The organism is Litorerythrobacter xanthomarinus (genome assembly GCF_046254955.1).
Taxonomy (GTDB): domain Bacteria; phylum Pseudomonadota; class Alphaproteobacteria; order Sphingomonadales; family Sphingomonadaceae; genus Qipengyuania_C.
This window is the reverse complement of the sequence record NZ_JBJXRG010000002.1, coordinates 711,778-733,570: the sequence shown is the minus strand read 5'-3', so window position 1 is coordinate 733,570 and position 21,793 is coordinate 711,778. Positions and strand designations below refer to the sequence as shown.

Sequence of the window (21,793 nt, the reverse complement as noted above, 5' to 3'; positions counted from 1 at the left end):
ATAGAGGGCAAAACATGAGCGATACTCCCGACCGCGTACAGAAAATTGTCGTCGAACACCTCGGCGTAGAGGCTGACAAGGTCACGCAGGAAGCCAGTTTCATTGACGATCTGGGCGCAGACAGCCTCGATATCGTCGAACTGGTGATGGCATTCGAAGAAGAATTCGGTGTCGAAATCCCCGATGATGCGGCGGAGAAGATCACCACTGTTGGTGACGCGACGAAATATATCGAAGAGCACAAGGGCTGAACTGCCCGCCTGCCGCGATCACACGGTCGCGGCGGGGCTCTCTCCCCGCACCATGCGGGGAAGGCAGGCTCAGCCCATTCGCGGGTTGGGCCTGTTGCATTTCTAACGGAGAATTCGAATGCGGCGAGTGGTCGTTACCGGTCTGGGCCTTGTCACCCCTTTGGGCGGCGATGTTGAAACCACGTGGTCCAATCTCATTGCCGGCAAGAGCGGTGCGGGGACCATTACTCGCTTCGATGCGTCCGATCAGAAGTGCCAGATCGCCTGCGAGGTAAAGCCAGCCGATCACGAATGGGGTTTCGACGCGAACAAGCGCGTCGATCACAAGGTCCAGCGCCAGGTCGATCCATTCATCGTTTTCGGTATCGATGCCGCCGGACAGGCGCTGGAAGATGCCGGGCTCACCGAAATGGACGACGCCACCAAGCTGCGCGCTGGCTGCTCGATCGGATCGGGCATTGGTGGCTTGCCTGGCATCGAAAGTGAATCGCTGCTGCTGGCCGAGCGCGGCCCGGGCCGGGTGAGCCCGCACTTCGTGCACGGACGCCTGATCAACCTCATCTCCGGACAGGTCTCGATCAAATACGGGCTGATGGGTCCTAATCACGCGGTAGTGACCGCTTGTTCGACCGGCGCACATTCGATCGGCGATGCCGCTCGAATGATCCGTGACGATGATGCCGACATTATGCTGGCGGGCGGCGCCGAGGCAACAATTTGCCCGATTGGTATTGCCGGCTTTGCGCAGGCGCGCGCGCTCAATATGAGCATGAATGACCGGCCAACCGAAGCCAGCCGTCCTTATGACAAGGACCGCGATGGATTCGTCATGGGCGAGGGTGCCGGTATCGTCGTGCTCGAGGAATACGAGCACGCCAAGGCGCGCGGCGCGACAATTTATGCCGAAGTGGTCGGCTACGGCCTTTCAGGCGATGCCTATCACGTAACCGCACCGCATCCCGATGGCGCTGGTGCAGAGAATTCGATGCGCATGGCGATCAAGAAAGCAGGGCTTGAGGCGTCGGATATCGATTACGTCAATGCACACGGCACATCGACCATGGCCGACACCATTGAACTCGCTGCGGTCAAGCGTGTGATGGGCGACGATCTGGGTGGCGCTTCGATGAGCAGCACCAAGTCTGCCATCGGTCACCTGCTCGGCGGTGCGGGTGCAGTGGAGAGCATCTTCTGCATCCTCGCCATTCGTGACCAGATCGTCCCGCCGACGCTCAACCTGCACAATCCGGACGACGGCACCGAAGGCGTCGACCTGGTCCCGCTGGAAGCGCGTAAGCGCGAAGTGCGCGCGGTGCTCAACAACAGCTTCGGCTTTGGCGGCACCAACGCCTCGCTGGTCATGAAGAAAGTCGACTGAGCGCCATGAGGCGCTTCCTTCTCGCCGTTGTCTCTGCGGCGATACTTGGCGCCATAATTTTCCTGCCGAGCAGGCTGGGTTTCGCCACGATCGAGGAGGACACGGCCTTTATAGTGCCTTCCGGCTCGTCTTTGACGGCGGTCGCACAAAAACTCGAGACAGAGGGCCTGATTTCCTCTGCGGACGGTTTCTTGCTGCGGGCGAGGTTGCTGGGTCCTGGCGATCCGATCCAGGCGGGTGAATTCCAGCTCACCTCCGATATGGACCAGGGCGATATCCTGAGGTCGTTCCAGAGCGGTGACGTTATTCGCCGCTTTGTCACGATCCCGGAAGGTATGCCTTCGATCATGGTGCATGAGCGGCTGATGGCGGAAGAATTGCTGACCGGCGATGTTTCGGTCCCGCCCGAAGGCACTATCCTGCCCCAGACCTATGATTTCGAGCGCGGAGAAGAGCGCGCTGCCCTTGTCGCACGGATGCAAAAGTCGATGGGCGAAACGCTTGAGGAACTGTGGGGTAAGAGATCGGAAACGACTGCGGTGAAGACCCCGCGCGAGGCGATCATCCTCGCTTCGATTGTCGAGAAGGAAACCTCCAAGCCTGAAGAATTGCGGATGGTCGCAGGAGTGCTCTCCAATCGCTTGCGGATCGGTATGCAACTGGGGGCAGACGCCACCACTATCTATCCGATCACCAAGGGCAAGCCGCTGGGCCGCCGGATCCGCGTGTCCGAGCTGCGCGATCCGAACCCGTACAACACCCGTGCGATCAGCGGCCTGCCGGTGGGCCCGATTACCAATCCAGGAAGGCAGAGCATCGAAGCGGTGCTCGATCCAGCGGAGACTGACGCGTTCTTTTATGTGGCGGACGGGACCGGCGGACATGTGTTCGCCAAGACGCTCGACGAGCACAATGCCAACGTCGCCAAGTGGCGCCAGATCCGGCGCGATCGCGGTGAGATCGAATAGGCGTGCCGTTCGAGACGTTTATCGTCACGGCTGCCCTGCCATCGGAAATACACTCTTGGGCTGACGGGCTGCGCAAGGCGCACTTCCCGCCCGAGCGCAATCACCTGCAAGCACATGTGACGCTGTTTCACGCGCTTGCGCCATCGCTTTTCTCAGAGGTGCAAACCGTACTTCCAGCATTCGCCCGTGATTATTCTCCTCCCGCCGTCAAAATCACCGGATTAATGAGCCTTGGGAAGGGCACAGCGATCGCGCTGAGCAGTCCCGATACGCTGGCAATTCGCGAGGAGATCGCAGACCGCTTTCATGGAACTCTTACAGCGCAAGACCAGCACAAACCGCGCCTGCACATTACGATCCAGAACAAGGTTGAACCGAAGGAAGCCAAGGCGCTCCAACAGCATTTGGAGACGGAAATCGAAGTGCAAAAGTTCGCGTTCCCGGCACTCGAACTGCACATCTACCGCGGCGGCCCTTGGGAGTTCGTGAAACGGTGGCCATTTCGCGGTAGCCGGAAGAGGTGATTTCGCGGGCGCGATAGGTTATCCTGCCGCAACGCTTGGTTTCAGGGGAGAAGCACGCAATGATCGATTCCGGCACGATCCTTCCCATCCTAGGCTCGCTATTCCTCATCGCCGCGGTGCTGAACTCGCAAATGCGGCGCACTCGCCTGCTGATCGTTATCGGTGGTCTGTTCATTGTCGCGCAGTTCGCTTTCGTTGCGCCAAGCCTTCTTGGATTGATCCTGTCGGCATTGGTGACGCTGGCGGCAGTGGTGCAACTGGAGGTTGTGACCCAGCGCGCTCGCTCGGGCTCAATGTTCGAAGAGGAACGCGAACTGTTCGAGCATGTCATGCATGTCGAGGAGCCTGCCAACTAGCGGCGATTGCGCGATCTTCTGCGGTGGGAGGATATCGCCTCCGGCGAAACGCTCATGGAGCAGGGCCAGCCGCAGCCTCCGTTTATCTACGTAGCCTCCGGAGCAGCGCGGATCGATGCGGATGCCTCGCAGGTTGGTAGCTGCGGGCATGGCGAATTCCTCGGCGAGATGAGCTTGGTTTCGGGCCAGACGGCGACCGCGACAGTCACCGCCACCGAGCCGATGCGGGTCGCCCGTTTTGACCGTGACGCACTGGCGCAGCTTTCACGCACGGTGCCCGAGATCAGCAAGGCTATCGACGCGGCCATCAACCGCGGCCTCGCACACAAGGTGAGACGTTCGAACGAGACGTTGGCAGGACACCGATCGAACGGAGCGGATGAGCCGAATTCCTAGGTTGACCGGGAGCGGGTCGCACCCTAAATGCGCCGCTCGCTTGAGGTGTTTTGCCTCGCGAATCCCGAACTGGGGCGGAGTAGCTCAGGTGGTTAGAGCAGCGGAATCATAATCCGCGTGTCGGGGGTTCAAGTCCCTCCTCCGCTACCATTTTCTTGCGGGTTGGCCTTATCCATTTTCGCTTGGCAATTTTCTCGATCTGAAGGTGAGGTTGCGAACTTAGCAGGGCAAACCGCGCGATATCGGCCGACATTCGATGATTCTTATCTTGCAGATTATTGCAGGCAGCAGGCCCGCGCGATAGGCATGGCGCCTACCTAGGAGGAAGCCCTATGAAGACCCGCGCCGCTGTTGCTTTTGAGCCGAAGAAGCCGCTCGAGATTGTCGAGCTTGACCTGGAAGGCCCGAAGCAAGGCGAAGTGCTGGTCGAGATCATGGCAACAGGCATTTGCCACACCGATGCCTATACGCTGGATGGGTTCGACAGCGAGGGTATCTTCCCCTCAGTCCTCGGCCATGAAGGTGCGGGAATTGTGCGGGAGATCGGGCCGAGCGTGACTTCGGTTAAACCGGACGATCACGTCATCCCGCTCTACACCCCGGAATGCGGCAGGTGTAAGACCTGTTTGAGCGGCAAATCGAACCTCTGCACGGCGATCCGGGCAACGCAGGGCCAGGGCCTGATGCCCGATGGAACGAGCCGCTTCAGCTACAAGGGTGAGACGATCTTCCACTATATGGGCTGCTCGACCTTTTCGAACTTCACCGTGCTGCCCGAGATTGCCGTCGCCAAGATCCGCGAAGACGCGCCGTTCAAGACCAGCTGCTACATCGGCTGCGGTGTCACCACCGGCGTAGGCGCCGTCACCAAGACTGCGCAGGTCCAGAAGGGCGACAACGTGGTGGTGTTCGGTCTCGGCGGGATTGGGCTCAACGTGATCCAGGGCGCGAAGCTCGCCGGTGCCAACGTGATCCTCGGCATCGATATCAATCCGGACCGTGAGGACTGGGGCAAGCAGTTCGGCATGACCCACTTCCTCAACACAAAGGGCATGAGCCGCGACGAGGTGGTGACGAAAGTGGTTGAACTGACCGATGGCGGTGCAGATTACAGCTTCGATGCGACCGGTAATACCGAGGTCATGCGCACGGCGCTCGAGTGCTGTCACCGCGGCTGGGGGACCAGCGTGATTATCGGGGTGGCCGAAGCGGGGAAGGAAATCGCGACGCGTCCGTTCCAGCTCGTGACCGGGCGCAACTGGCGCGGCACGGCTTTCGGCGGGGCCAAGGGACGCACCGATGTGCCCAAGATCGTCGACATGTACATGGACGGCCAGATCCAGATCGATCCCATGATCACGCACGTGCTTACCCTGGAAGAAATCAACAAGGGCTTCGACCTCATGCATGCTGGCGAAAGCATCCGCAGCGTGGTCGTCTATTGATGGCAGAAAGCCTGCCTAGAAAGGTCAATCTCGAAGAGAAGTTTGCCAAGTTTTCGGATCACTGGGCGCCGCGCATTATCGCACGCTACAACGACAACGAAGTGCGACTGGCCAAAGTCGAAGGCGAATTCGTCTGGCACAAGCATGACGACACGGACGAGCTCTTCCTGGTGCTCGATGGCAATCTCGAGATGGAATTCCGCGATCGGACCGAACAATTGGGCCCCGGCGAGATGATTGTCGTACCCAAAGGCGTCGAGCATCGGCCCTGTGCACGCCAGGGCGAAGTCAAACTTCTCTTGCTTGATCCCGCCGATATGCCCAACACGGGTGACGAGGCGACGGCGACAGTCGCAGTCGAGATCTGAAAACAGGAGAAGTTCCGATGTACAGCCACATGATGGTGGGGTCGAACGACCTCAAGCGATCCAAGAAGTTCTACGATGCGCTGTTTGTAGCGATTGGAGGTCGGGAAGGATCTGCAGATCCCAAGGGCCGGTTGCTTTACATGCACGACGGCGGCTTGTTCATGGTGACGACTCCCATCGATGGCGAGCCGGCCACAGCTGGCAACGGCTCCACCATTGGGTTTGCGATGACTCCCGAACAGGCTGATGCATGGCACGCCGCTGGAGTTGCCAACGGAGGAACCGCGATTGAAGATCCGCCGGGTGTTCGAGACGGAGGCCAGATCAAATTGTACCTGGCTTACCTGCGCGATCCCGATGGAAACAAACTCTGTGCACTCCACCGGATGTAGGATCGATGGCCGAAGTGCGGGGAGAGGATGGCCTGAAGGCTGATCTTGCCGCGCTCGGCATCGCACATGAAGTCCACGAGCATCAGGCTGTCTTCACCGTTGAAGAGAGCCAGGGGATCAAGGCCGCGCTTCCCGGTTCGCATACCAAGAATCTGTTCCTCAAGGATGCCAAGGGGGCGTTCTGGCTGCTGACCGTGCCTGCGGAAGCGCCGGTCGACCTCAAGGCCTTGCCGGAGGCGATCGGCTGCAAGCGGGTGAGCTTCGGCAAGCCAGACGACATGGAGCGGCTGATCGGGATTTCACCGGGATCGGTTACGCCGCTGGCGATGATCAATGCGGAGCCGGAAAGCATCACTGTGGTGCTGGACGTGGGGCTTGCAGCCGCCGAAACCGTCAACGTGCACCCATTGCGAAATACGGCGACGATTGCGCTGAGCGGGGCAAACATACTGCGCATGTTGGGTCATTGGGGGCATGAGCCGCTGGTCGCCGCGATACCGACCAAATGAGAGAGGATTTGCGATGAGGACTGCAACACTCGCACTGACGACAGCTATAATGGCCGCAACACCGCTGGTGGCGCATGAGGCGCTGGTGGGCGCGACTGTGATCGATGGCACGGGACGAGCGATCGAGAATGGCGTGGTGCTGGTAGATGAAGACCGGATAGCCTGTGTCGGTACGGCCGAGGAATGCGCGATTCCTGAAGGCACCAATGTCCACGATGTAACGGGCAGCTTTGTAACACCCGGCCTGATCGACGCGCATATGCACTTCGCACAGACCGGATGGATTGATGGTCGCCCGGACGGCATCGAGGACAAGAGGATCTATCCTTACGAGGAGCTTGTCGATTCCCTGCGCGCCGATCCGGGGCGCTGGCACCGCTCCTACCTGTGCAGCGGTGTGACCGCAGTGTTTGATGTGGGTGGAGCACCGTGGACGGTAACCGATCCGCACGCGACCGACACCGACTGGGTCGACCGCGTGCATGTGAAGGCGGCCGGCCCTCTCATCACGCATTACGACCTCAATCGTTACTTTGTTTATGGTTCGCTCGAAGATCAGGTGAAGTTTTGGCCGATGGAAAGCGAGGCCGAGATTCGCGCGGATATCGCACGGCTCAAGGCGCTCGGCTCCGATGCGATCAAGGTGTGGTTTATCCGGCCCGAGCCAGACGAGAAAGATCGGCTCGACGCGCTGCTGATGGCCGTCGGCGCGGCCGCAACGGCGAATGGTCTACCTCTGATCGTCCATGCGACCGAGCTGGAAGGTGCAAAGACCGCGCTCAAGGCTGGGGCCAAGATGCTGGTGCACAGCGTGGACGATGAACCTGTTGACCAGGAGTTCATCGATCTCCTGCTGGCGAACGATGCAACCTATGCGCCGACGCTGATTGCCGGCCTCAATTGGGGGAGGGCTGTGCTGGCAGTAGCGACGGGCGAGGCAGCCGCACTCGATGATCCTAATATGTGTGTCGACCAGCAGCTCTTCGATCGCATCAACGATCCCACCGCCCTGCAGCCCGCCTTGGAAGAGCGAACGGGCGGCAGAGTCTCGCCCTTTGCAATGGGCATGATCGGAGCTGGCCGTGAAGAGGTGATCATGGCGCAGAACTTGCGCACCGTGCGCAATGCAGGTGGGCACATCGTTATGGCGACCGATGCGGGCAATCCGCTGACGCTGCACGGCCCGTCGGTCTACAACGAGATGGAAGCGATGGAAGCGGCCGGCATGACGCCTGACGAGATCATACACGCCGCGACGTTGGCGGGGGCGCAGACCATGGGGCTGGCTGAAGAGATCGGTACGCTTGAGGCAGGAAAATCCGCAGACCTTATTGTCTTGTCGGAAGACCCCCGCCAGACTGTGCGCAATTTCCGCTCGCTGACGCAGGTGATGCGCAAAGGCGTCCTCAAGACGCAAGAAGAGTTGCGCGTGAGATGACCGAGTTGGAAACCGTCAGTGAGAGCCGCGCCCACGGCGGTGTGCAAGGTGTTTACTCGCATCAATCCGCCGAGACCGGCACCGAGATGACCTTTTCTGTCTTCGTGCCGCCGCATGAGCCCGGCGCGAAGCTGCCGGTTCTGTGGTACCTCTCGGGCCTGACTTGCACGCATGCCAATGTAATGGAGAAAGGCGAATATCGTGCGGCCTGCGCCGAGCACGGAATTGTCCTGGTTGCGCCCGATACCTCACCGCGCGGCGACGACGTTCCAGACGCCGCTGACGAATACGATTTCGGCAAAGGCGCGGGTTTCTATGTCGATGCGACGCGCGAGCCGTGGTGCAAGAATTACCGGATGCGCAGCTATATCGAGCGTGAGCTGCCAGAAATCGTGGCGGCGAGTTTTCCGGTCGATACGGAGCGACAGGGCATCGCCGGCCATTCTATGGGCGGCCACGGCGCGCTGACAATTGGCCTGCGCAATCCCGATCGTTTCCGCTCTATCAGCGCTTTCTCGCCGATTGTTGCGCCCTCGCAGGTGCCGTGGGGCGAGAAGGCGCTGAGCCGTTATCTGGGCGATGATCGATCAGCCTGGCGCGAGTACGACGCTGTCGCATTGATCGAGGATGGCGCCCATGTTCCGGAACTGCTGGTCGATCAGGGAACTGCTGACGATTTTCTCGACGGACAATTGCAAACGCACCGCCTCGCCGATGCGTGCAGCCAGGCGGAAATCAGCGCCACGATCCGGATGCAGGAAGGGTATGACCACTCATATTACTTCATCTCGACCTTCATGGCCGAGCATGTCAGATGGCACGCGGAGCGCCTCAAGGCCTGAGCAGGTTTGCATCGTCGGGAAGGATGGCTGGGGTGGCAGGGATCGAACCTGCGAATGCCGATACCAAAAACCGGTGCCTTACCACTTGGCCACACCCCAGCATGCACCGCGTGGTGCGGGCGCTCCTATAACGCGCGCGTCACGAAAGGGAAGGGTAAAGCGGGAAGAATTTGCGCGCTATACCGAGGCGCGCCGTTCAATGAGATCGGCCTCCAGCGCGGCCATTGTCTTGCGATCCAACTTGTAGAACAGCATCACAAGGCCTGCTGGGATAATGATAGCTCCGGGAACGACAGCGAAGGCCAGGTCGATACCCCAGCGCGCTTCCTCGTTCTGGATCTCTCCCGGAACGAACCCGGTTAGTGCGAAGAGGAAGCCGGGCAGGGCAAGACCGAAGGCAATGCCGGTTTTGATCGCGAAAACCGCGCCTGACACAGCCAATCCGGTCATCTGCCGGCCGCTTTGCCATTCGATGTACTCGGCAATGTCGGTGAACATCGAATAGGCCAGCACCATCATCATGCCGAGCCCCACGCCGACGAAAATTTGCGCGAAGGTTTGCGGCCAGATCGCGTCCACCGGAACCATGTCGAAAATCACGATGGCAATGACTTTGAGGACTCCGGCAGCGATCAACAGATGTGCCTTGCTAAACTTCTTGGTCAACGCGCCTGCCAGTATGACGCCGACCAGCTGTCCGATGGCAAAAGCAGTGTAAAAGAGGCCGATCCGATCAAGGAAGGCGAACACGGGTTCACCACTGTCGTTCGCGACATAGCGGAACCAGAACAATGCGCTGCTTCCGCGCGAGGCCAGTGCAACTGGAGTAAGAGTCGCTGCGATGGCTACCGCGATCCATGCAGGGGTCGTCACCAGCACCTTGAGATCGTCGATGATCCGTCCGTTGGTGGTCGCCGGCGGGATCCGCTCCTTGCTGGCCGCAAAAGCTATCAACAAGCTCACGGTCGCGATCGCCGCGAGGAAGAACATTGTCAGCATGATCCCCTCGCGCTCGTCACCCGCACCGAGCTCGCGAACCATGGTCGTTGCGACAATAGCTACCCCGACAACCGCGAGCGCGGAAAACACCATCCGATAGGTCGCGAATGAGGAGCGGATATCGGCGCTGGCTGAAACCACGCCCATCAGCGCCGAATATGGCACATTGGTCGCAGTGTAAGCGATCATGGTCAGTATGTAGGTTACATAGGCCCATGCCAGCATTGATCCGGGTTCAAGATCGGGCGCGGCGAAGATCGCGGCACCGAACAGACCGAAAGGTACTGCGCCCCACAGGAGGTACGGCCGGTAGCGGCCCCAACGCGTGCGCGTCCGGTCGCCGATCGCACCCATCACGGGATCTGTTACCGCGTCGAACATCTTCGTCAGCAGCAGCATCAATGCCATTGCGGCGGGAGCGACGCCGCCCAACTCGACGAAGAAATATAGCAGGTAGATATTGAAGAAATTGACGTAGAGCGACGAGGCTAGGTCGCCCATGCCGTAGCCGATTTTCTCTCCGACCTTGAAGTGGCGCGGATCGCTAGACAATATGCAGTGCTCTCATGCCCGCAACCGACGGTAAGACTGGGTAGGTGTCAAGCGAAACTCGCCTCGCGACTTGCCTGGCAACTAGACGTTCTTGCCTTCAAAATCCGCCGCCGAATGGCGCTCGGCAAGCTGCGATTCTTCCTCGCCCCAGGTCTTGTTGACGATCCGTCCGCGCTTCACGCCGGGGCGCTCGGATATCTCATGAACCCAGCGCTCGACGTTCTTGTACTCGTGGATCGAAAGGAAGGTACGGGCCTCGTTGTAGATGCCGCCGTAGATGAACGGCGCAAGCCAAGGGTAATTGGCCATATCAGCGATCGTATAATCGTCGCCTGCGAGGAAGCGCGATTCCGCGAGGCGCTTGTCCGCGACGTCGAAGATGCGCTTGGTTTCCATCGAATAACGGTTGATCGCGTATTCGATCTTCTCGGGCGCATAAGCATAGAAATGGCCGAAGCCGCCGCCGATGAAAGGCCCGCTGCCCACTTGCCAGAACAACCAGCTGAAGGTTTCCGCGCGCTTGGCCGCATCGGTCGGCAGGTATTCGCCGAACTTTTCAGCGAGGTGGACTAGGATCGCGCCGGATTCGAAGATCCGGAAAGGCTTGTCGCCGCTGTGATCCACGAGTGTCGGGATCTTGGAATTGGGATTGGCATCGACAAAGCCGGAGGTGAACTGCTGCCCTTCGCCGATATTCACGATCCAGGCATCGTACTCAGCGCCCGTGTGGCCAAGCTCGAGCAGCTCCTCGAACATGATCGTGGCTTTCACCCCATTGGGGGTGCCGAGCGAATAGAGCTGGAAGGGATGCTCGCCGACCGGAAGGTCTTTCTCTTCGCGCGCACCGGCGGTGGGCCGGTTTATGGAAGCGAAGCGACCGCCGCTTTCCTTGTCATAGGTCCAGACTTCGGGCGGGGTATATTCTTCAGCCAAGAGACTTCCTTCAACAGCTTGCTTCAACGGTTCGTCTCAAATGGCAACTTAGTTACGGAACTGCAAGCGATGGGGGATGTTTAGCATTCATGGCTTCACTCGCTTCCAAGCTGATCTACATTGATGATGATCTTCCCGGGATCACGCGAAAGCGCGCGGGCAAGGGCTGGGCCTATTACGATCCCAAGGGCCACTTGATCACCGATCGCGCCGAAAAACGCCGCCTCAATGCGGTTGCGTTGCCGCCGGCCTATACCGACGCGTGGTTCTGTCCGGCATCCAATGGCCATATCCTGGCGACGGGCATCGATGCCCGCGGCCGCAAGCAATATCGCTACCATCCAGATTTTCGCGCCGCTCGTGAGGGCGAGAAGTTCGATGGCTGCGCCGAATTCGGGCGGCTGTTGCCGCTCGTGCGCAAGCGGGTCGAGGAAGACATCGAGGGACGGAGCCTGACCTGGCAGCGCGCCGTAGCCAGCGTCGTGCGCCTTCTGGACCTGGGCGCGATACGCGTTGGTAATGAAGGCTATGCCAAGGCCAACAAGAGCTTCGGTGCGACCACGCTGCGCCGCCGTCATTTGGAGCTGACCGGGAAGACCCTGCGCCTGCGCTACAAAGGCAAGTCGGGAATTGCCCGCGAAGTGACACTGACCGATGGGTCGCTCGCGCGCATGGTGCGGCGGATGCAGGATTTGCCAGGGCAGCATCTTTTCAAATATGTCGATGAAGATGGCGCCGTGCAGGAAGTCGCATCGAGCGACGTCAATAATTACCTTGCAGAAGCGATGGGTGCGCGCTTCACTGCCAAGAATTTCCGAACGTGGCATGCCAGCGTCATGGCGCTCGAATGCTTGCGTGCAGGTGAGGGGCAGATGCCGATCAAGGCCTTGCTCGAATGCGTTGCCGAGAAATTGGGTAACACGCCTGCCGTGACCCGAAGGAGCTATATCCATCCGGCGGTGATTGAGCTTGTCGAGCGGCAGGAAGGATGGCGTGAGACTGCACGGGTCCCTCGCGCAACCCGCTGGCTCACCGGCGGTGAAAGACTGCTGCTCGAGCTGCTGGAGGAAAGCCCCAGCGCCGAAACGCTGCTCGCTGCATAGATCTTGCGTGGAGTATCCTTTTGGGATACTAGACGAACATGCACAAAGCTGGAGCAAAGATTCGTAGCTGGCGCGAGGCGCAAGAGCCGCCGCTTTCGGCAGAGGAATTTGGTCAACGTTTCGGGAAGCCGAAACCATGGCCGAGCCGGACGGTCTATGGCTGGGAAAAACGCGGCAAGATCGCGCGGGCTTCGGTCCAGAAACGATTGGAAGAGCTTGGTATTTGCAGCGTTTCAGACTGGATGGAACCGGACGAAATGGGCTCGGGTGCTGGTTCGAAAACTAAGATCAGGAATCGCGGCGATAGCGTAGGATTCCACTCCCCTTCAACCCACGGTTTTGTGCGCGTCGCCACAAGTACGCCGCGCGTGCGCACTGCGGATATCGCTTACAACCTTGGCGGGATACTGGAGGAAGCCAGGGCGGCTGATAAGCATTCGGTGGACCTGCTGGTTTATCCCGAGTTATGCATCTCGTCCTACGCGCTCGATGACTTGCACCTCCAGTCGGCACTGCTCGATGCGGCGGAAGATGCAGTCGGGAAGTTGGTCTCTGCAAGCGCCGGCTTGCGGCCTGTGCTGCTGGTGGGAGCGCCGCTGCGCCGCAATGGAAGGATCTACAACTGCGCCTTGTTCATCGCGCATGGCCGCCTGATGGGGGTCGTACCCAAAAGTTTCCTGCCCAACTACCGCGAGTTCTACGAGAAGCGCTGGTTCGCCAACGGTCGCTCGATCCAGGGGCTGACGATCCGCATCAATGGTGAGGACGTGCCTTTTGGAACTGATCTGATCTTCGCTGCCAAGGATAATCCCGGTTTGCGCATCTTTGCCGAGATTTGCGAGGACTATTGGGCGCCCAATCCGCCTTCAACCTTGGGCGCGCTCGCCGGGGCAACGATCCTCGCCAATCTCTCTGCCTCCAACATCACCATCGGAAAATCGGACGAGCGACATTTGCTGAGCCGCGCGCAAAGCGCCCGCGCTGTGGCAGCCTATGTCTATTCCGCGGCGGGTCATGGAGAGAGCACCACCGATTTAGCGTGGGACGGGCAGGGCATGATCTACGAGCTGGGCGATCTGCTGGCCGAAAGTGAACGCTTCTCGCTCCATCCCGAGCTTTGCATCGCCGATATCGACTGCGAACGAATCCTTTCCGAGCGCTCGCGCATGCAGACATTCAACGATGCCGCCGAGGCAGCGGGCCGGCCCGAGGACTCTTTCCGAACAGTGGAGTTTTCGCACGAACCGATGGCAGCGCAGGACGTGATCCGGCCGATCCGACGCTTTCCTTTCGTGCCCAATCGCCTGCATAAGCTCGATGAGGATTGCTTCGAGGCCTTCAATATCCAGGTCGATGGCCTGACGCGGCGGATCGAGGCGACCAGGCCAAAAAGCCTGGTGATCGGCATCTCGGGCGGTCTCGATTCCACCCATGCGCTGATTGTAGCGGCAAAGAGCTGCGATCGGCTCGGCCTGCCGCGCACCACCATTCGCGGCTACACCATGCCCGGCTTCGCCACCTCCGAAGGTACCAAGTCCAACGCCTGGAAGCTGATGAAGGCGATAGGTATCACCGCCGAGGAGATCGACATCAAGCCGACCGCGCGCCTGATGCTCGAGAATATCGGCCATGCTTTTGCGGACGGCGAGCCGGTCTACGATACGACCTTCGAGAATGTGCAGGCGGGGCTGAGGACCGATTACCTCTTCCGCCTTGCCGGGCAGCACGGCGGATGGGTGATCGGCACAGGCGATCTTTCCGAACTGGCGCTGGGCTGGTGTACCTATGGGGTCGGCGACCACATGAGCCATTACGGGGTGAACGCCGGCGTGCCCAAAACGCTGATCCAGTACCTGATCCGCTGGGCGACGCGCACCGACCAGTTTGATCCGGTAACAGATGAGGTGCTGCTCTCGATCCTCGATACCGAGATTTCACCCGAGCTTGTCCCTGCCGATGCCGATGGCACGATCCAGAGCACCGAGAGCATCATCGGCCCCTACGAGCTAAACGACTTCTTCCTCCACCACGTCATCCGTTACGGTCAGCGGCCGAGCAAGGTTGCTTTTTTGGCATGGCAGGCATGGAAGGATGCGCAATCGGGGCTTTGGCCCGCCGATTTCCCGGACGACGCGAAGAACGAATACGACCTCGCGACAATCACCAAATGGCTCGAGAAGTTCCTCCAGCGCTTCTTCGGTTTCAGTCAGTTCAAACGCAGCGCCTTGCCTAATGGACCGAAGGTCAGCGCGGGCGGGGCGCTCTCGCCGCGCGGGGACTGGCGCGCGCCAAGTGACGCGGTCGCCGATATCTGGCTGGAAGAGCTCAAGACAAAGGTGCCGAAGCGCTAGGCTCCGGCACCCTGTCGTAACGGAACCGCAGATCAGGCGGCCAGTCGCTCGACTTCGGCGGTGGCCTGTTCGATCCTGTCTTGCCCGGTGGCCATAAGCTGGTCAGCTGCAACCACTCCGGCGGTTTCGATGCCGATAAACCCAAGGAATTGGCGCAGCCACGGGGTCATGAAATCCATCTCGCTATCGACCTTCGTGCCGCCCGAAGCGACCGCGATGTAGGCCTGCTTGCCCTTGAGCAGGCCGACTGGGCCCTCGGGGGTGTATTTGAACGTCGTTCCCGCGCGCGCAACCAAATCGGCCCATGCCTTGACGGTGGCCGGAACGCCAAAGTTGTAGATCGGGATGCCCAACACGATCGTATCCGCAGCCTGCAGCTCGGCGATCAGTTCATCGCCGATTGCGGCGAGCTCGGCCTGCTCGGGCGTGCGCTCATTCCCGGGCGTACCGTTGGCGGCGAAGCGCGCTGCATCGATGAACGGCAGGTCATTCGCGCTGAGATCGCGTTCGATGATTTCCGCGCCGCGCTCTTCGGCAAACTGCGCCGCCAGTTTGGTGCTGAGCGTGCGGGAGACCGATGCAAGGCCGCCAACGCTGGCAGTGATGTGGAGGATCTTGGACATAAGGTTTTCCTTTGTTCGGTAGGGGAGCCGGCCGGGCAGGGAGGGGGAGAGACCCGACCGGCTCAGGGGGTTTGCTTCAGGCGGCGTCGACCAGCACCAGTTCGCTGTCTTCGAGCGCGGTGATGGAAACCGTCGCGATCTGGGTGATCGCGATGCCGTCGCGGGCATTGGCTTCGACATCTCCGACGCGGATCTTGCCAGTGGCAGGCACGAGATAGAGATGCCGCCCGGTATCGCCGGGACTATACTCGACCGTCTCGCCTGCCTTTACGGTCGCGCCGAGCACGCGGGCATCGGTGCGGATGGGCAGTGCGTCGTCATCATTGGCGTGACCGCTGGCTAGCGGCACGAAGCGTCCGGAGCGGTCATCCTTAGGGAAGGGCCGAGCGCCCCAGCTGGGCGTGCCGCCGCGTTCCTGCGGGATGATCCAGATCTGGAAGATCTTTGTTTCCTCGTCTTCGAGGTTGTATTCAGAATGCTGGACGCCGTCTCCAGCGCTCATCACCTGGACATCGCCCGCTTCGGTGCGACCTTCATTGCCCATGTTGTCGCGATGCGTGATCGCTCCTTTGCGCACGTAAGTGATGATTTCCATATCGTTGTGCGGATGCGTCGGAAAGCCTGTGCCGGGTGCGATGGTGTCATCGTTCCACACGCGTAGCGAACCCCAGTTGACCCGCGAAGGGTCGTGGTATCCGGCAAACGAGAAGTGGTGATGGGCATCGAGCCAGCCATGATCGGCTGAGCCAAGGCTATCGAAAGGGCGGTGTTCAATCATGTCGGTTCTCTCATTGGAGTGACGGTGTGACGTCGAAATAGGGCTTGTGAGATAATCGGGAAACTGCGATAAAAATGATCAAGATGTTCGGATATCTTGAACAATGAAGCTCGGTGAGCCGACAATCGACCAGCTGCGGATATTCTTGGCGGTGGCGGAAGAGGGCAGCTTCGGCGGCGCCGCGCGCGCGATGGGCCGCGCGGTTTCGGTCATCAGTTATGGGGTCTCCCAGATGGAAGCGCAACTGGACGTGACCCTATTCGAGAGGGAAGGATCGCGTAAGCCGCAGCTAACAGAAGCGGGGCGCGGACTTTTACCAGAAGCGCGCGCCACTGCCGACCGGGCCGATGCACTGCTGGCGAAAGCGCGCAGCCTGCATGCCGGGCTCGAAAGCGAAGTATCGCTGGTGCTCGATGTGATGGTGCCGGGCGATGCCGCTGCCAATGTGCTGCAGCAGTTCCGCGCCATGTTCCCCACCGTCAGCCTGCGGCTCAATATCGAGGGGCTGGGCGCGGTCGCTTCATGCGTGCTGGAAGGCGATGCCCAGCTCGGCATTGCCGGACCGGTGGTGGCGGATCATCCGGAACTCGATCGACAGGTGATCGGCGAGATCGAACTGATACCGGTTGCCGTATCGGGTCATCCCCTGGCCAAGAGCGACGTGAAGCCGGGCGAGAGCCGCGAGCATCTCCAGCTCGTCCTGTCGGATCGCTCTAACCTGACGGCAGGCAAGGAATTTGCCGTGCTCAGTCCGCAGACCTGGCGGCTCGGCGACTTGAGCGCCAAACATAACCTGCTCCGGCAGGGGATCGGTTGGGGCAATATGCCCACGCACATGGTCGAGAATGACATTGCCGAGGGGCGGCTGGTCGCGCTTGATCTGCCCGAGAAGCCCGGTGCAGGCTATGCGCTGAGTGCTTGCTGGCGGCGCGATATGCGGCCCGGTCCGGCGACGAGCTGGCTGATCGATACGCTGCGCGAGAACCTTGGGGCGTCGAACTAGGCGGCCTGCGCGGGGCCGAAGCGTAGCGGCTCGTCTCCCGCTTTCCACGGCGCGAACTTGGGCATGATTGCCTTGAAGATGTCTGACTTCAGATGCCCGTCGAGCCATGTATGCAGATGCGGCAAGTCGAGCGCGTCGAACCACGCGCGATCATGGTTGGCGAATTGCCGGATAAAGGTGAAGCTGGCCATATCAGCAAGAGTGCGCGTTTCGCCGCAAAGCTGGCCATGCGGTTCGAGCCGAGCATCTAGTTCGCGAAGGATTTTGAGCGCCGCGGCGCGATGCTCGAGCGGTTCGGTATCGTAGCGCGTCGAGTATTTGTATCGATCAAGATGATGCTTGAAGGGGCCATCGATCAGCTCGAGCAATTCCCGGTCGTCGCCTTCCAGCCAACCCTCGGGGTCGTTCCGGCCGAGCGCCCAGCGCATGATGTCGATGCTCTCGTCAAGCAAGGGTCCGTCAGCCGAGATCAGCACCGGCACAGTGCCCTTGGGCGAAATCTCGAGCAACGCAGGCGGTTTGTCCGCCAACTTCACTTCGCGCAGGATCATATCGATCCCGGCAATCCACAATGCCAGTCGCGCGCGCATGGCGTACGGACAACGCCGGAAGCTGTAGAGGATCGGTGGATGCGTCAAGAATTCGCACCGATATGCGTTTCGCCGCGCTGCTTCGCCAATTGTTGCTGCTTCTGCCGTTCCATGTAGCGTTTGCGTTGCTCTTCGTTACGCTCTTCGATGCAATGCGGGCAACTCACACCCTCGGCATAGGCAGGTGACGCCAGATCATCGGCAGATAGGGGCATGCGGCAAGCAAAACATTGCTCGTAGCTACCAGGTTCGAGTCCGTGCTTTACCGAAACGCGCTGATCGAAGATGAAGCATTCGCCTTCCCATGCACTGTCCTCCGCCGGTATCTGTTCGAGATACTTCAGTATCCCGCCCTTGAGGTGGTAAACCTCATCGACGCCTTCCGAGCGCAGGAAGCTGGTCGATTTCTCGCAGCGAATGCCGCCGGTGCAGAACATCGCGACCTTCTTGCGCCCATCGAGCAGTTGCTCGCGATGTTCGCGGAACCATTTTGGGAAGTCGCGGAAACTTTCGGTCTTGGGATCGACCGCGCCTTTGAAAGTGCCAATGGCCACTTCGTAATCGTTGCGGGTATCGATCACAATCGTCTCGGGATCGGAAATCAGCGCGTTCCAGTCATGCGGGTCGACATAATGGCCGACCGAAAGGCGCGGATCGATATCGGGTTCGCCCATGGTGACGATCTCTCGCTTCAGGCGAACTTTCATGCGCAGGAACGGCATTTCAGGAGCGCCCGAGAATTTCACGTCGAGATCGGCGCAACCGGGCAGCGCGCGGATATGCGTCAACACCGCATCGATACCCTCACGCTTTCCCGCAATCGTGCCGTTGATGCCTTCCTTGGCGAGTAGCAGCGTGCCCCTGATCGCCATCTCCTCGCAGATTCGCTGGAGCGGTACCTGCAAATCCGCCGGGTCTTCGAATGGCGTAAACTGGTAAAGCGCCGCGACGGTGATGGGCAGCGAATTTGGCATGACTATGTCAGCCGCGTCACCCACCCATGGGTGTCCTCAGCCGTGCCGCGTTGGATGGCGACCAACCTGTCGCGTAGCTTGGCGGTGAGCTGGCCGGGGCCGCCTGAACCGATAGTAAATCCGCCCTTGCGCCCTTCGACCTTGCCAACGGGAGTGACGACAGCTGCTGTGCCGCAGGCGTATGCTTCGATCAGTTTCCCGCTTTCGGCATCGGCCTGCCATTGGTCGATCGAGTAAGGTTCCTCGCGCACGTCAAGACCTTCCTCGCGCATCAGCGTGATGAGGCTGTCGCGCGTGATCCCGGGCAGGATCGTTCCGGCAAGCGGCGGCGTGATCACGCTACCATCCTCGAAAGCAAAGAACAGGTTCATGCCGCCGAGTTCTTCGATCCACTTGTGCTCGGCCGCATCGAGGAAAAGCACTTGGTCGTGCCCGCGCTCAAACGCCTCCTTGGTGGGGACAAGGCTTGCGGCATAGTTGCCGCCGCATTTGGCCGCACCGGTGCCGCCAGGGGCTGCGCGGGTATAGTCAGAGATCCAGATGCTGACCGCTGGCGCGCCGGATTTGAAGTAGTTGCCGGCCGGGCTCGCGATCAGGACGAACTTGTATTTCTTGGCAGGGCGCACGCCGAGGAAGGCCTCGGTCGCGATCATGAAAGGACGCAGGTAGAGCGAGCTGCCAGCTGCGGAAGGGACCCAGTCGCCATCGACAGCGATTAGTTGGCGAATTGAGTCTAGGAACACTTCCTCGGGCAACTGTGGCATGGCGAGCCGGTCTGCTGAGGCATTCAATCGGCGCGCGTTTTGCTCCGGTCGAAACAGGGCAATTGCGCCGTCAGGATGGCGATAGGCCTTCAGCCCTTCGAAAATTTCCTGCGCGTAATGCAGCACTGCGGCCGAAGGATCGAGCGTGATCCCCTGGTAGGGACCCACCACGGCATCGTGCCAGCCGCGCTCCTCGTCCCACTCGATCGTTACCATGTGATCGGTGAAACGCGAGCCGAACCCGGGATTAGCCAGTTCTTGCTGTCGAGCCTCGTCAGAGGTCGGCGAGGGATGGGGCGAAGCTACAAATTCCATAGCGCGCGCGGGTAAACGGAGTCTTGCTATTCCGCAAGCGACTCAGCGTTTGCGGGCCGGTGCCGCAAGGTCAGGACGGAGGCCCTGACCGCACTTACCAGAAATGAGAAGGGCGGCCCCGCTTAACGAGAACCGCCCTTATCATGGTCAGCGGCCGGAAGTGCCGCTCACGAAGTCTTTATCGCTTACTGATTGGTTTCAGCGATAATACCTCGCGTGGAAACTTGCCGACCCCTCTGCTGAACCATGAGACATCGGATCACCTCCTTTCGCGCTTGTGAGCTAGAACCGCCGTTTCACCGGGGCCCAAGACCGCGTGTGCCGCTGATCTTGGGTACAGATTGATTCGTATTGAATTGAAAAACAAGGCTTGAAAAAAAGTTTTCCCGCGTCAGAATAGGTTGCTGTTGCTTGGGACCCGCTGGGTCCCTTTTTATTTGGGCCGGTGCCGCAAGGTCAGGACGCAGGTCCCGCCCGCACCCAACAATCTTCTTTAGCGACAGTCCTCGATCACCCGGATCACTTCACCCCATGGCGGGAGGAACAGAGTTTCCGTTCCGGGAACTTCGACTGCGAATCGACCCTTGGTAACTGCAATAGCGTCGAACAGTGGGTGATTGGCAGGTATCGCGGCGAAGATCGTTGGAGTACGCGCGCCTACCAATCGAGAGGTTTCCAGCAACTCCGTTCGGCTTTCAGCGAGAACGCGCATGACCGGCAAAGCTTGCCCGTCATAGCCAAGCTCGAGCCTGATCGAGCGACCGGACGGGGCACTGGAACTCGGCATGCAAGTCATGGTCAGTTTCAGTTCGCCATCGGGCGCGACAAACCGTGCCGAGGAAATGCTGCTGCCCGAGACATAGCTCCAGTCACCCAGAGTAAGCGGCGCATAGAGCCAGTCATCGCCGACTATCTCCATCGCTACTGCTGCGGGCGAAGGTTCGGGCAAGGGAGTAGGCGGAGGAGCGGGCTGCGCATTCTCGGCCGCGCTGGTTGTCGCTGTGGGCTGCGGTGAAGGGGTGGCTGCCGGAGCGGGGACGCAGGCAGCAACAATAAAGCTCACCGCGACAGCGCCGGCGAAATGCGCATAGATTGGTTTCATACCTCAACAATGCCCGCTAGGCGCTTTGTTTCCAATGGCCAAAGTCGAATGAACAAGAAGATGCGCCTCGATCAGATGCTGGTGGAACGCGGCCTCGCCGAGAGCAGGACGCGCGCGCAGGCGCTGGTTATGGCCGGGCTGGTATTTTCGAATGAGCGCAAGCTGGACAAGTCCGGCATGCAATTACCTGCTGATGCGCCGCTCGAAGTACGCGGCCGCGATCATCCCTGGGTAAGCCGGGGAGGGATAAAGCTGGCACATGCGCTGGAGCATTTCGCGCTCGATCCAGCAGGTGCAGTTGCAATGGATATCGGCAGCTCAACCGGCGGCTTCACCGATGTGCTGCTGCAGAAGGGCGCAAGCCATGTCTTTGCGGTTGATAGTGGCACCAACCAGCTTGCATGGAAGCTGAGGCAAGATGAGCGTGTCACTGTCCTGGAGCAAACCAGCGCGCGTATCCTTACTCCCGAGCATATCGATCGACCCTGCAACTGGGTGGTGTGCGATGCGAGCTTTATCGGCCTCGCCAAGGTGCTCGAACGTCCGCTCGAGTTGGCCGCTCCCGAGTGCCAGCTCGTTGCGCTAGTCAAGCCGCAATTCGAAGTTGGGCGCGAGGAAGTTGGCAAGAAGGGCGTTGTCAGCGATCCGGTACTGCATCAGCGCGTTTGCGATGAAGTGCGTGACTGGCTGGAGAGTTCCGGCTGGCATGTCCAAGGCATAGTCCAGAGCCCGATCACCGGGCCGGAAGGCAATGTCGAGTTCCTGATATCGGCGCAGCGCCGGCCACACTCCAATTGATAGGCCAATATCCGTTCTATTGACGCTAAGGCCATGCGCTG

24 protein-coding genes and 2 tRNA genes are annotated in these 21,793 nt (G+C 60.1%); 17 read left to right on the top strand and 9 right to left on the bottom strand.

The window, feature by feature from the left end; translation table 11 throughout:
- Window positions 1–14 precede the first annotated feature (14 nt).
- The 13 genes from ACEWMW_RS12930 (at window position 15) to fghA (ending at window position 8,867) form a co-directional block, all read left to right on the top strand.
- Window positions 15–251, top strand: a complete 237-nt coding sequence (locus tag ACEWMW_RS12930) for an acyl carrier protein (RefSeq protein ID WP_409414347.1) — start codon at window positions 15–17, stop codon at window positions 249–251.
- 118 nt (window positions 252–369) lie between these two features.
- On the top strand, window positions 370–1,629 hold the full coding sequence (fabF, locus tag ACEWMW_RS12925; protein WP_409414346.1) for a beta-ketoacyl-ACP synthase II: 1,260 nt from the start codon (window positions 370–372) through the stop codon (window positions 1,627–1,629).
- 5 nt (window positions 1,630–1,634) lie between these two features.
- The gene (gene mltG / locus ACEWMW_RS12920; RefSeq protein ID WP_409414345.1) at window positions 1,635–2,597 is read left to right on the top strand and encodes an endolytic transglycosylase MltG; all 963 of its coding nucleotides are present in this window, start codon (window positions 1,635–1,637) and stop codon (window positions 2,595–2,597) included.
- 2 nt (window positions 2,598–2,599) lie between these two features.
- Window positions 2,600–3,121 (top strand): 2'-5' RNA ligase family protein, encoded by a 522-nt coding sequence (locus ACEWMW_RS12915; protein ID WP_409414344.1) that lies wholly within the window; start codon window positions 2,600–2,602, stop codon window positions 3,119–3,121.
- 59 nt (window positions 3,122–3,180) lie between these two features.
- A complete protein-coding gene (locus tag ACEWMW_RS12910; RefSeq protein ID WP_409414343.1) occupies window positions 3,181–3,477 on the top strand; it encodes a hypothetical protein in 297 nt (98 codons plus the stop codon).
- Window positions 3,478–3,483: 6 nt separating this feature from the next.
- Complete coding sequence (locus tag ACEWMW_RS12905) at window positions 3,484–3,873, top strand: Crp/Fnr family transcriptional regulator (protein ID WP_409414342.1); 390 nt, start codon at window positions 3,484–3,486, stop codon at window positions 3,871–3,873.
- A gap of 73 nt (window positions 3,874–3,946) precedes the next feature.
- Window positions 3,947–4,023: transfer RNA gene (locus tag ACEWMW_RS12900), tRNA-Met, on the top strand.
- 182 nt (window positions 4,024–4,205) lie between these two features.
- Entirely contained in the window at window positions 4,206–5,318 is a 1,113-nt protein-coding gene (locus ACEWMW_RS12895; protein WP_409414341.1) for an S-(hydroxymethyl)glutathione dehydrogenase/class III alcohol dehydrogenase, read from the top strand.
- Window positions 5,318–5,686, top strand: coding sequence for a cupin domain-containing protein (locus ACEWMW_RS12890; RefSeq protein WP_409414340.1), 369 nt, complete (start codon window positions 5,318–5,320; stop codon window positions 5,684–5,686). Before ACEWMW_RS12895 ends, ACEWMW_RS12890 begins: the two co-directional genes overlap by 1 nt.
- A gap of 17 nt (window positions 5,687–5,703) precedes the next feature.
- Window positions 5,704–6,078, top strand: coding sequence for a VOC family protein (locus ACEWMW_RS12885; RefSeq protein ID WP_409414339.1), 375 nt, complete (start codon window positions 5,704–5,706; stop codon window positions 6,076–6,078).
- Between the two features lie 5 nt (window positions 6,079–6,083).
- Window positions 6,084–6,587 (top strand): prolyl-tRNA synthetase associated domain-containing protein, encoded by a 504-nt coding sequence (locus tag ACEWMW_RS12880; RefSeq protein WP_409414338.1) that lies wholly within the window; start codon window positions 6,084–6,086, stop codon window positions 6,585–6,587.
- A 13-nt stretch (window positions 6,588–6,600) separates the two neighbouring features.
- The gene (locus tag ACEWMW_RS12875; RefSeq protein WP_409414337.1) at window positions 6,601–8,025 is read left to right on the top strand and encodes an amidohydrolase family protein; all 1,425 of its coding nucleotides are present in this window, start codon (window positions 6,601–6,603) and stop codon (window positions 8,023–8,025) included.
- On the top strand, window positions 8,022–8,867 hold the full coding sequence (gene fghA / locus ACEWMW_RS12870) for an S-formylglutathione hydrolase (RefSeq protein WP_409414336.1): 846 nt from the start codon (window positions 8,022–8,024) through the stop codon (window positions 8,865–8,867). The genes ACEWMW_RS12875 and fghA overlap by 4 nt, the downstream gene beginning before the upstream one ends.
- A 24-nt stretch (window positions 8,868–8,891) precedes the next feature.
- On the opposite strand, the gene ACEWMW_RS12865 is transcribed toward fghA, so the two are convergent.
- The 3 genes from ACEWMW_RS12865 to yghU all read right to left on the bottom strand — a co-directional run bounded on the left by ACEWMW_RS12865 (window position 8,892) and on the right by yghU (window position 11,351).
- Window positions 8,892–8,966 (bottom strand) — tRNA-Gln (locus ACEWMW_RS12865).
- A gap of 78 nt (window positions 8,967–9,044) precedes the next feature.
- Window positions 9,045–10,418, bottom strand: a complete 1,374-nt coding sequence (locus ACEWMW_RS12860; RefSeq protein WP_409414335.1) for an MFS transporter — start codon at window positions 10,416–10,418, stop codon at window positions 9,045–9,047.
- An 81-nt stretch (window positions 10,419–10,499) separates the two neighbouring features.
- On the bottom strand, window positions 10,500–11,351 hold the full coding sequence (gene yghU, locus ACEWMW_RS12855) for a glutathione-dependent disulfide-bond oxidoreductase (protein WP_409414334.1): 852 nt from the start codon (window positions 11,349–11,351) through the stop codon (window positions 10,500–10,502).
- An 89-nt stretch (window positions 11,352–11,440) separates the two neighbouring features.
- On the opposite strand from yghU, the gene ACEWMW_RS12850 reads away from it, so the two are divergent.
- Complete coding sequence (locus tag ACEWMW_RS12850; RefSeq protein WP_409414333.1) at window positions 11,441–12,454, top strand: DNA topoisomerase IB; 1,014 nt, start codon at window positions 11,441–11,443, stop codon at window positions 12,452–12,454.
- Between the two features lie 38 nt (window positions 12,455–12,492).
- On the top strand, window positions 12,493–14,805 hold the full coding sequence (locus ACEWMW_RS12845) for an NAD(+) synthase (protein WP_409414332.1): 2,313 nt from the start codon (window positions 12,493–12,495) through the stop codon (window positions 14,803–14,805).
- 32 nt (window positions 14,806–14,837) lie between these two features.
- On the opposite strand, the gene ACEWMW_RS12840 is transcribed toward ACEWMW_RS12845, so the two are convergent.
- Both ACEWMW_RS12840 and ACEWMW_RS12835 read right to left on the bottom strand, forming a co-directional pair.
- On the bottom strand, window positions 14,838–15,428 hold the full coding sequence (locus ACEWMW_RS12840) for an FMN-dependent NADH-azoreductase (protein ID WP_409414331.1): 591 nt from the start codon (window positions 15,426–15,428) through the stop codon (window positions 14,838–14,840).
- Window positions 15,429–15,504: 76 nt separating this feature from the next.
- Window positions 15,505–16,206 carry a pirin family protein gene (locus ACEWMW_RS12835; RefSeq protein ID WP_409414330.1) on the bottom strand — a complete coding sequence of 234 codons (702 nt, stop codon included), beginning with the start codon at window positions 16,204–16,206 and terminating at the stop codon, window positions 15,505–15,507.
- 103 nt (window positions 16,207–16,309) lie between these two features.
- On the opposite strand from ACEWMW_RS12835, the gene ACEWMW_RS12830 reads away from it, so the two are divergent.
- Window positions 16,310–17,209: a LysR family transcriptional regulator gene (locus tag ACEWMW_RS12830; RefSeq protein ID WP_409414329.1), complete on the top strand. Its 900-nt coding sequence runs from the start codon at window positions 16,310–16,312 to the stop codon at window positions 17,207–17,209.
- On the opposite strand, the gene ACEWMW_RS12825 is transcribed toward ACEWMW_RS12830, so the two are convergent.
- The 4 genes from ACEWMW_RS12825 to ACEWMW_RS12810 form a co-directional block, all read right to left on the bottom strand.
- On the bottom strand, window positions 17,206–17,847 hold the full coding sequence (locus ACEWMW_RS12825; protein ID WP_409414328.1) for a glutathione S-transferase: 642 nt from the start codon (window positions 17,845–17,847) through the stop codon (window positions 17,206–17,208). The two genes, ACEWMW_RS12830 and ACEWMW_RS12825, sit on opposite strands and share 4 nt — an antisense overlap.
- The gene (trhO, locus tag ACEWMW_RS12820; protein WP_409414468.1) at window positions 17,844–18,773 is read right to left on the bottom strand and encodes an oxygen-dependent tRNA uridine(34) hydroxylase TrhO; all 930 of its coding nucleotides are present in this window, start codon (window positions 18,771–18,773) and stop codon (window positions 17,844–17,846) included. Before trhO ends, ACEWMW_RS12825 begins: the two co-directional genes overlap by 4 nt.
- 2 nt (window positions 18,774–18,775) lie before the next feature.
- Window positions 18,776–19,852 (bottom strand): branched-chain amino acid aminotransferase, encoded by a 1,077-nt coding sequence (locus tag ACEWMW_RS12815; protein ID WP_409414327.1) that lies wholly within the window; start codon window positions 19,850–19,852, stop codon window positions 18,776–18,778.
- A gap of 493 nt (window positions 19,853–20,345) precedes the next feature.
- Window positions 20,346–20,954: a hypothetical protein gene (locus ACEWMW_RS12810; protein ID WP_409414326.1), complete on the bottom strand. Its 609-nt coding sequence runs from the start codon at window positions 20,952–20,954 to the stop codon at window positions 20,346–20,348.
- Window positions 20,955–21,002: 48 nt separating this feature from the next.
- On the opposite strand from ACEWMW_RS12810, the gene ACEWMW_RS12805 reads away from it, so the two are divergent.
- Window positions 21,003–21,752, top strand: a complete 750-nt coding sequence (locus ACEWMW_RS12805) for a TlyA family RNA methyltransferase (RefSeq protein ID WP_409414325.1) — start codon at window positions 21,003–21,005, stop codon at window positions 21,750–21,752.
- The last annotated feature ends 41 nt before the right edge of the window (window positions 21,753–21,793 follow it).

What these genes read in the sequence shown, in the direction of transcription:
- ACEWMW_RS12815 (WP_409414327.1), bottom strand. Translation starts at nt 19,852, where the DNA reads ATGGAATTTGTAGCTTCGCCCCATCCCTCGCCGACCTCTGACGAGGCT.
- ACEWMW_RS12805 (WP_409414325.1), top strand. Translation starts at nt 21,003, where the DNA reads ATGAACAAGAAGATGCGCCTCGATCAGATGCTGGTGGAACGCGGCCTC.
- ACEWMW_RS12830 (WP_409414329.1), top strand. Translation starts at nt 16,310, where the DNA reads ATGAAGCTCGGTGAGCCGACAATCGACCAGCTGCGGATATTCTTGGCG.
- ACEWMW_RS12930 (WP_409414347.1), top strand. Translation starts at nt 15, where the DNA reads ATGAGCGATACTCCCGACCGCGTACAGAAAATTGTCGTCGAACACCTC.
- ACEWMW_RS12845 (WP_409414332.1), top strand. Translation starts at nt 12,493, where the DNA reads ATGCACAAAGCTGGAGCAAAGATTCGTAGCTGGCGCGAGGCGCAAGAG.
- ACEWMW_RS12810 (WP_409414326.1), bottom strand. Translation starts at nt 20,954, where the DNA reads ATGAAACCAATCTATGCGCATTTCGCCGGCGCTGTCGCGGTGAGCTTT.
- ACEWMW_RS12875 (WP_409414337.1), top strand. Translation starts at nt 6,601, where the DNA reads ATGAGGACTGCAACACTCGCACTGACGACAGCTATAATGGCCGCAACA.
- ACEWMW_RS12840 (WP_409414331.1), bottom strand. Translation starts at nt 15,428, where the DNA reads ATGTCCAAGATCCTCCACATCACTGCCAGCGTTGGCGGCCTTGCATCG.
- ACEWMW_RS12910 (WP_409414343.1), top strand. Translation starts at nt 3,181, where the DNA reads ATGATCGATTCCGGCACGATCCTTCCCATCCTAGGCTCGCTATTCCTC.
- ACEWMW_RS12895 (WP_409414341.1), top strand. Translation starts at nt 4,206, where the DNA reads ATGAAGACCCGCGCCGCTGTTGCTTTTGAGCCGAAGAAGCCGCTCGAG.
- ACEWMW_RS12850 (WP_409414333.1), top strand. Translation starts at nt 11,441, where the DNA reads ATGGCTTCACTCGCTTCCAAGCTGATCTACATTGATGATGATCTTCCC.
- mltG (WP_409414345.1), top strand. Translation starts at nt 1,635, where the DNA reads ATGAGGCGCTTCCTTCTCGCCGTTGTCTCTGCGGCGATACTTGGCGCC.
- ACEWMW_RS12835 (WP_409414330.1), bottom strand. Translation starts at nt 16,206, where the DNA reads ATGATTGAACACCGCCCTTTCGATAGCCTTGGCTCAGCCGATCATGGC.
- ACEWMW_RS12890 (WP_409414340.1), top strand. Translation starts at nt 5,318, where the DNA reads ATGGCAGAAAGCCTGCCTAGAAAGGTCAATCTCGAAGAGAAGTTTGCC.
- fabF (WP_409414346.1), top strand. Translation starts at nt 370, where the DNA reads ATGCGGCGAGTGGTCGTTACCGGTCTGGGCCTTGTCACCCCTTTGGGC.
- trhO (WP_409414468.1), bottom strand. Translation starts at nt 18,773, where the DNA reads ATGCCAAATTCGCTGCCCATCACCGTCGCGGCGCTTTACCAGTTTACG.
- ACEWMW_RS12880 (WP_409414338.1), top strand. Translation starts at nt 6,084, where the DNA reads ATGGCCGAAGTGCGGGGAGAGGATGGCCTGAAGGCTGATCTTGCCGCG.
- fghA (WP_409414336.1), top strand. Translation starts at nt 8,022, where the DNA reads ATGACCGAGTTGGAAACCGTCAGTGAGAGCCGCGCCCACGGCGGTGTG.
- ACEWMW_RS12885 (WP_409414339.1), top strand. Translation starts at nt 5,704, where the DNA reads ATGTACAGCCACATGATGGTGGGGTCGAACGACCTCAAGCGATCCAAG.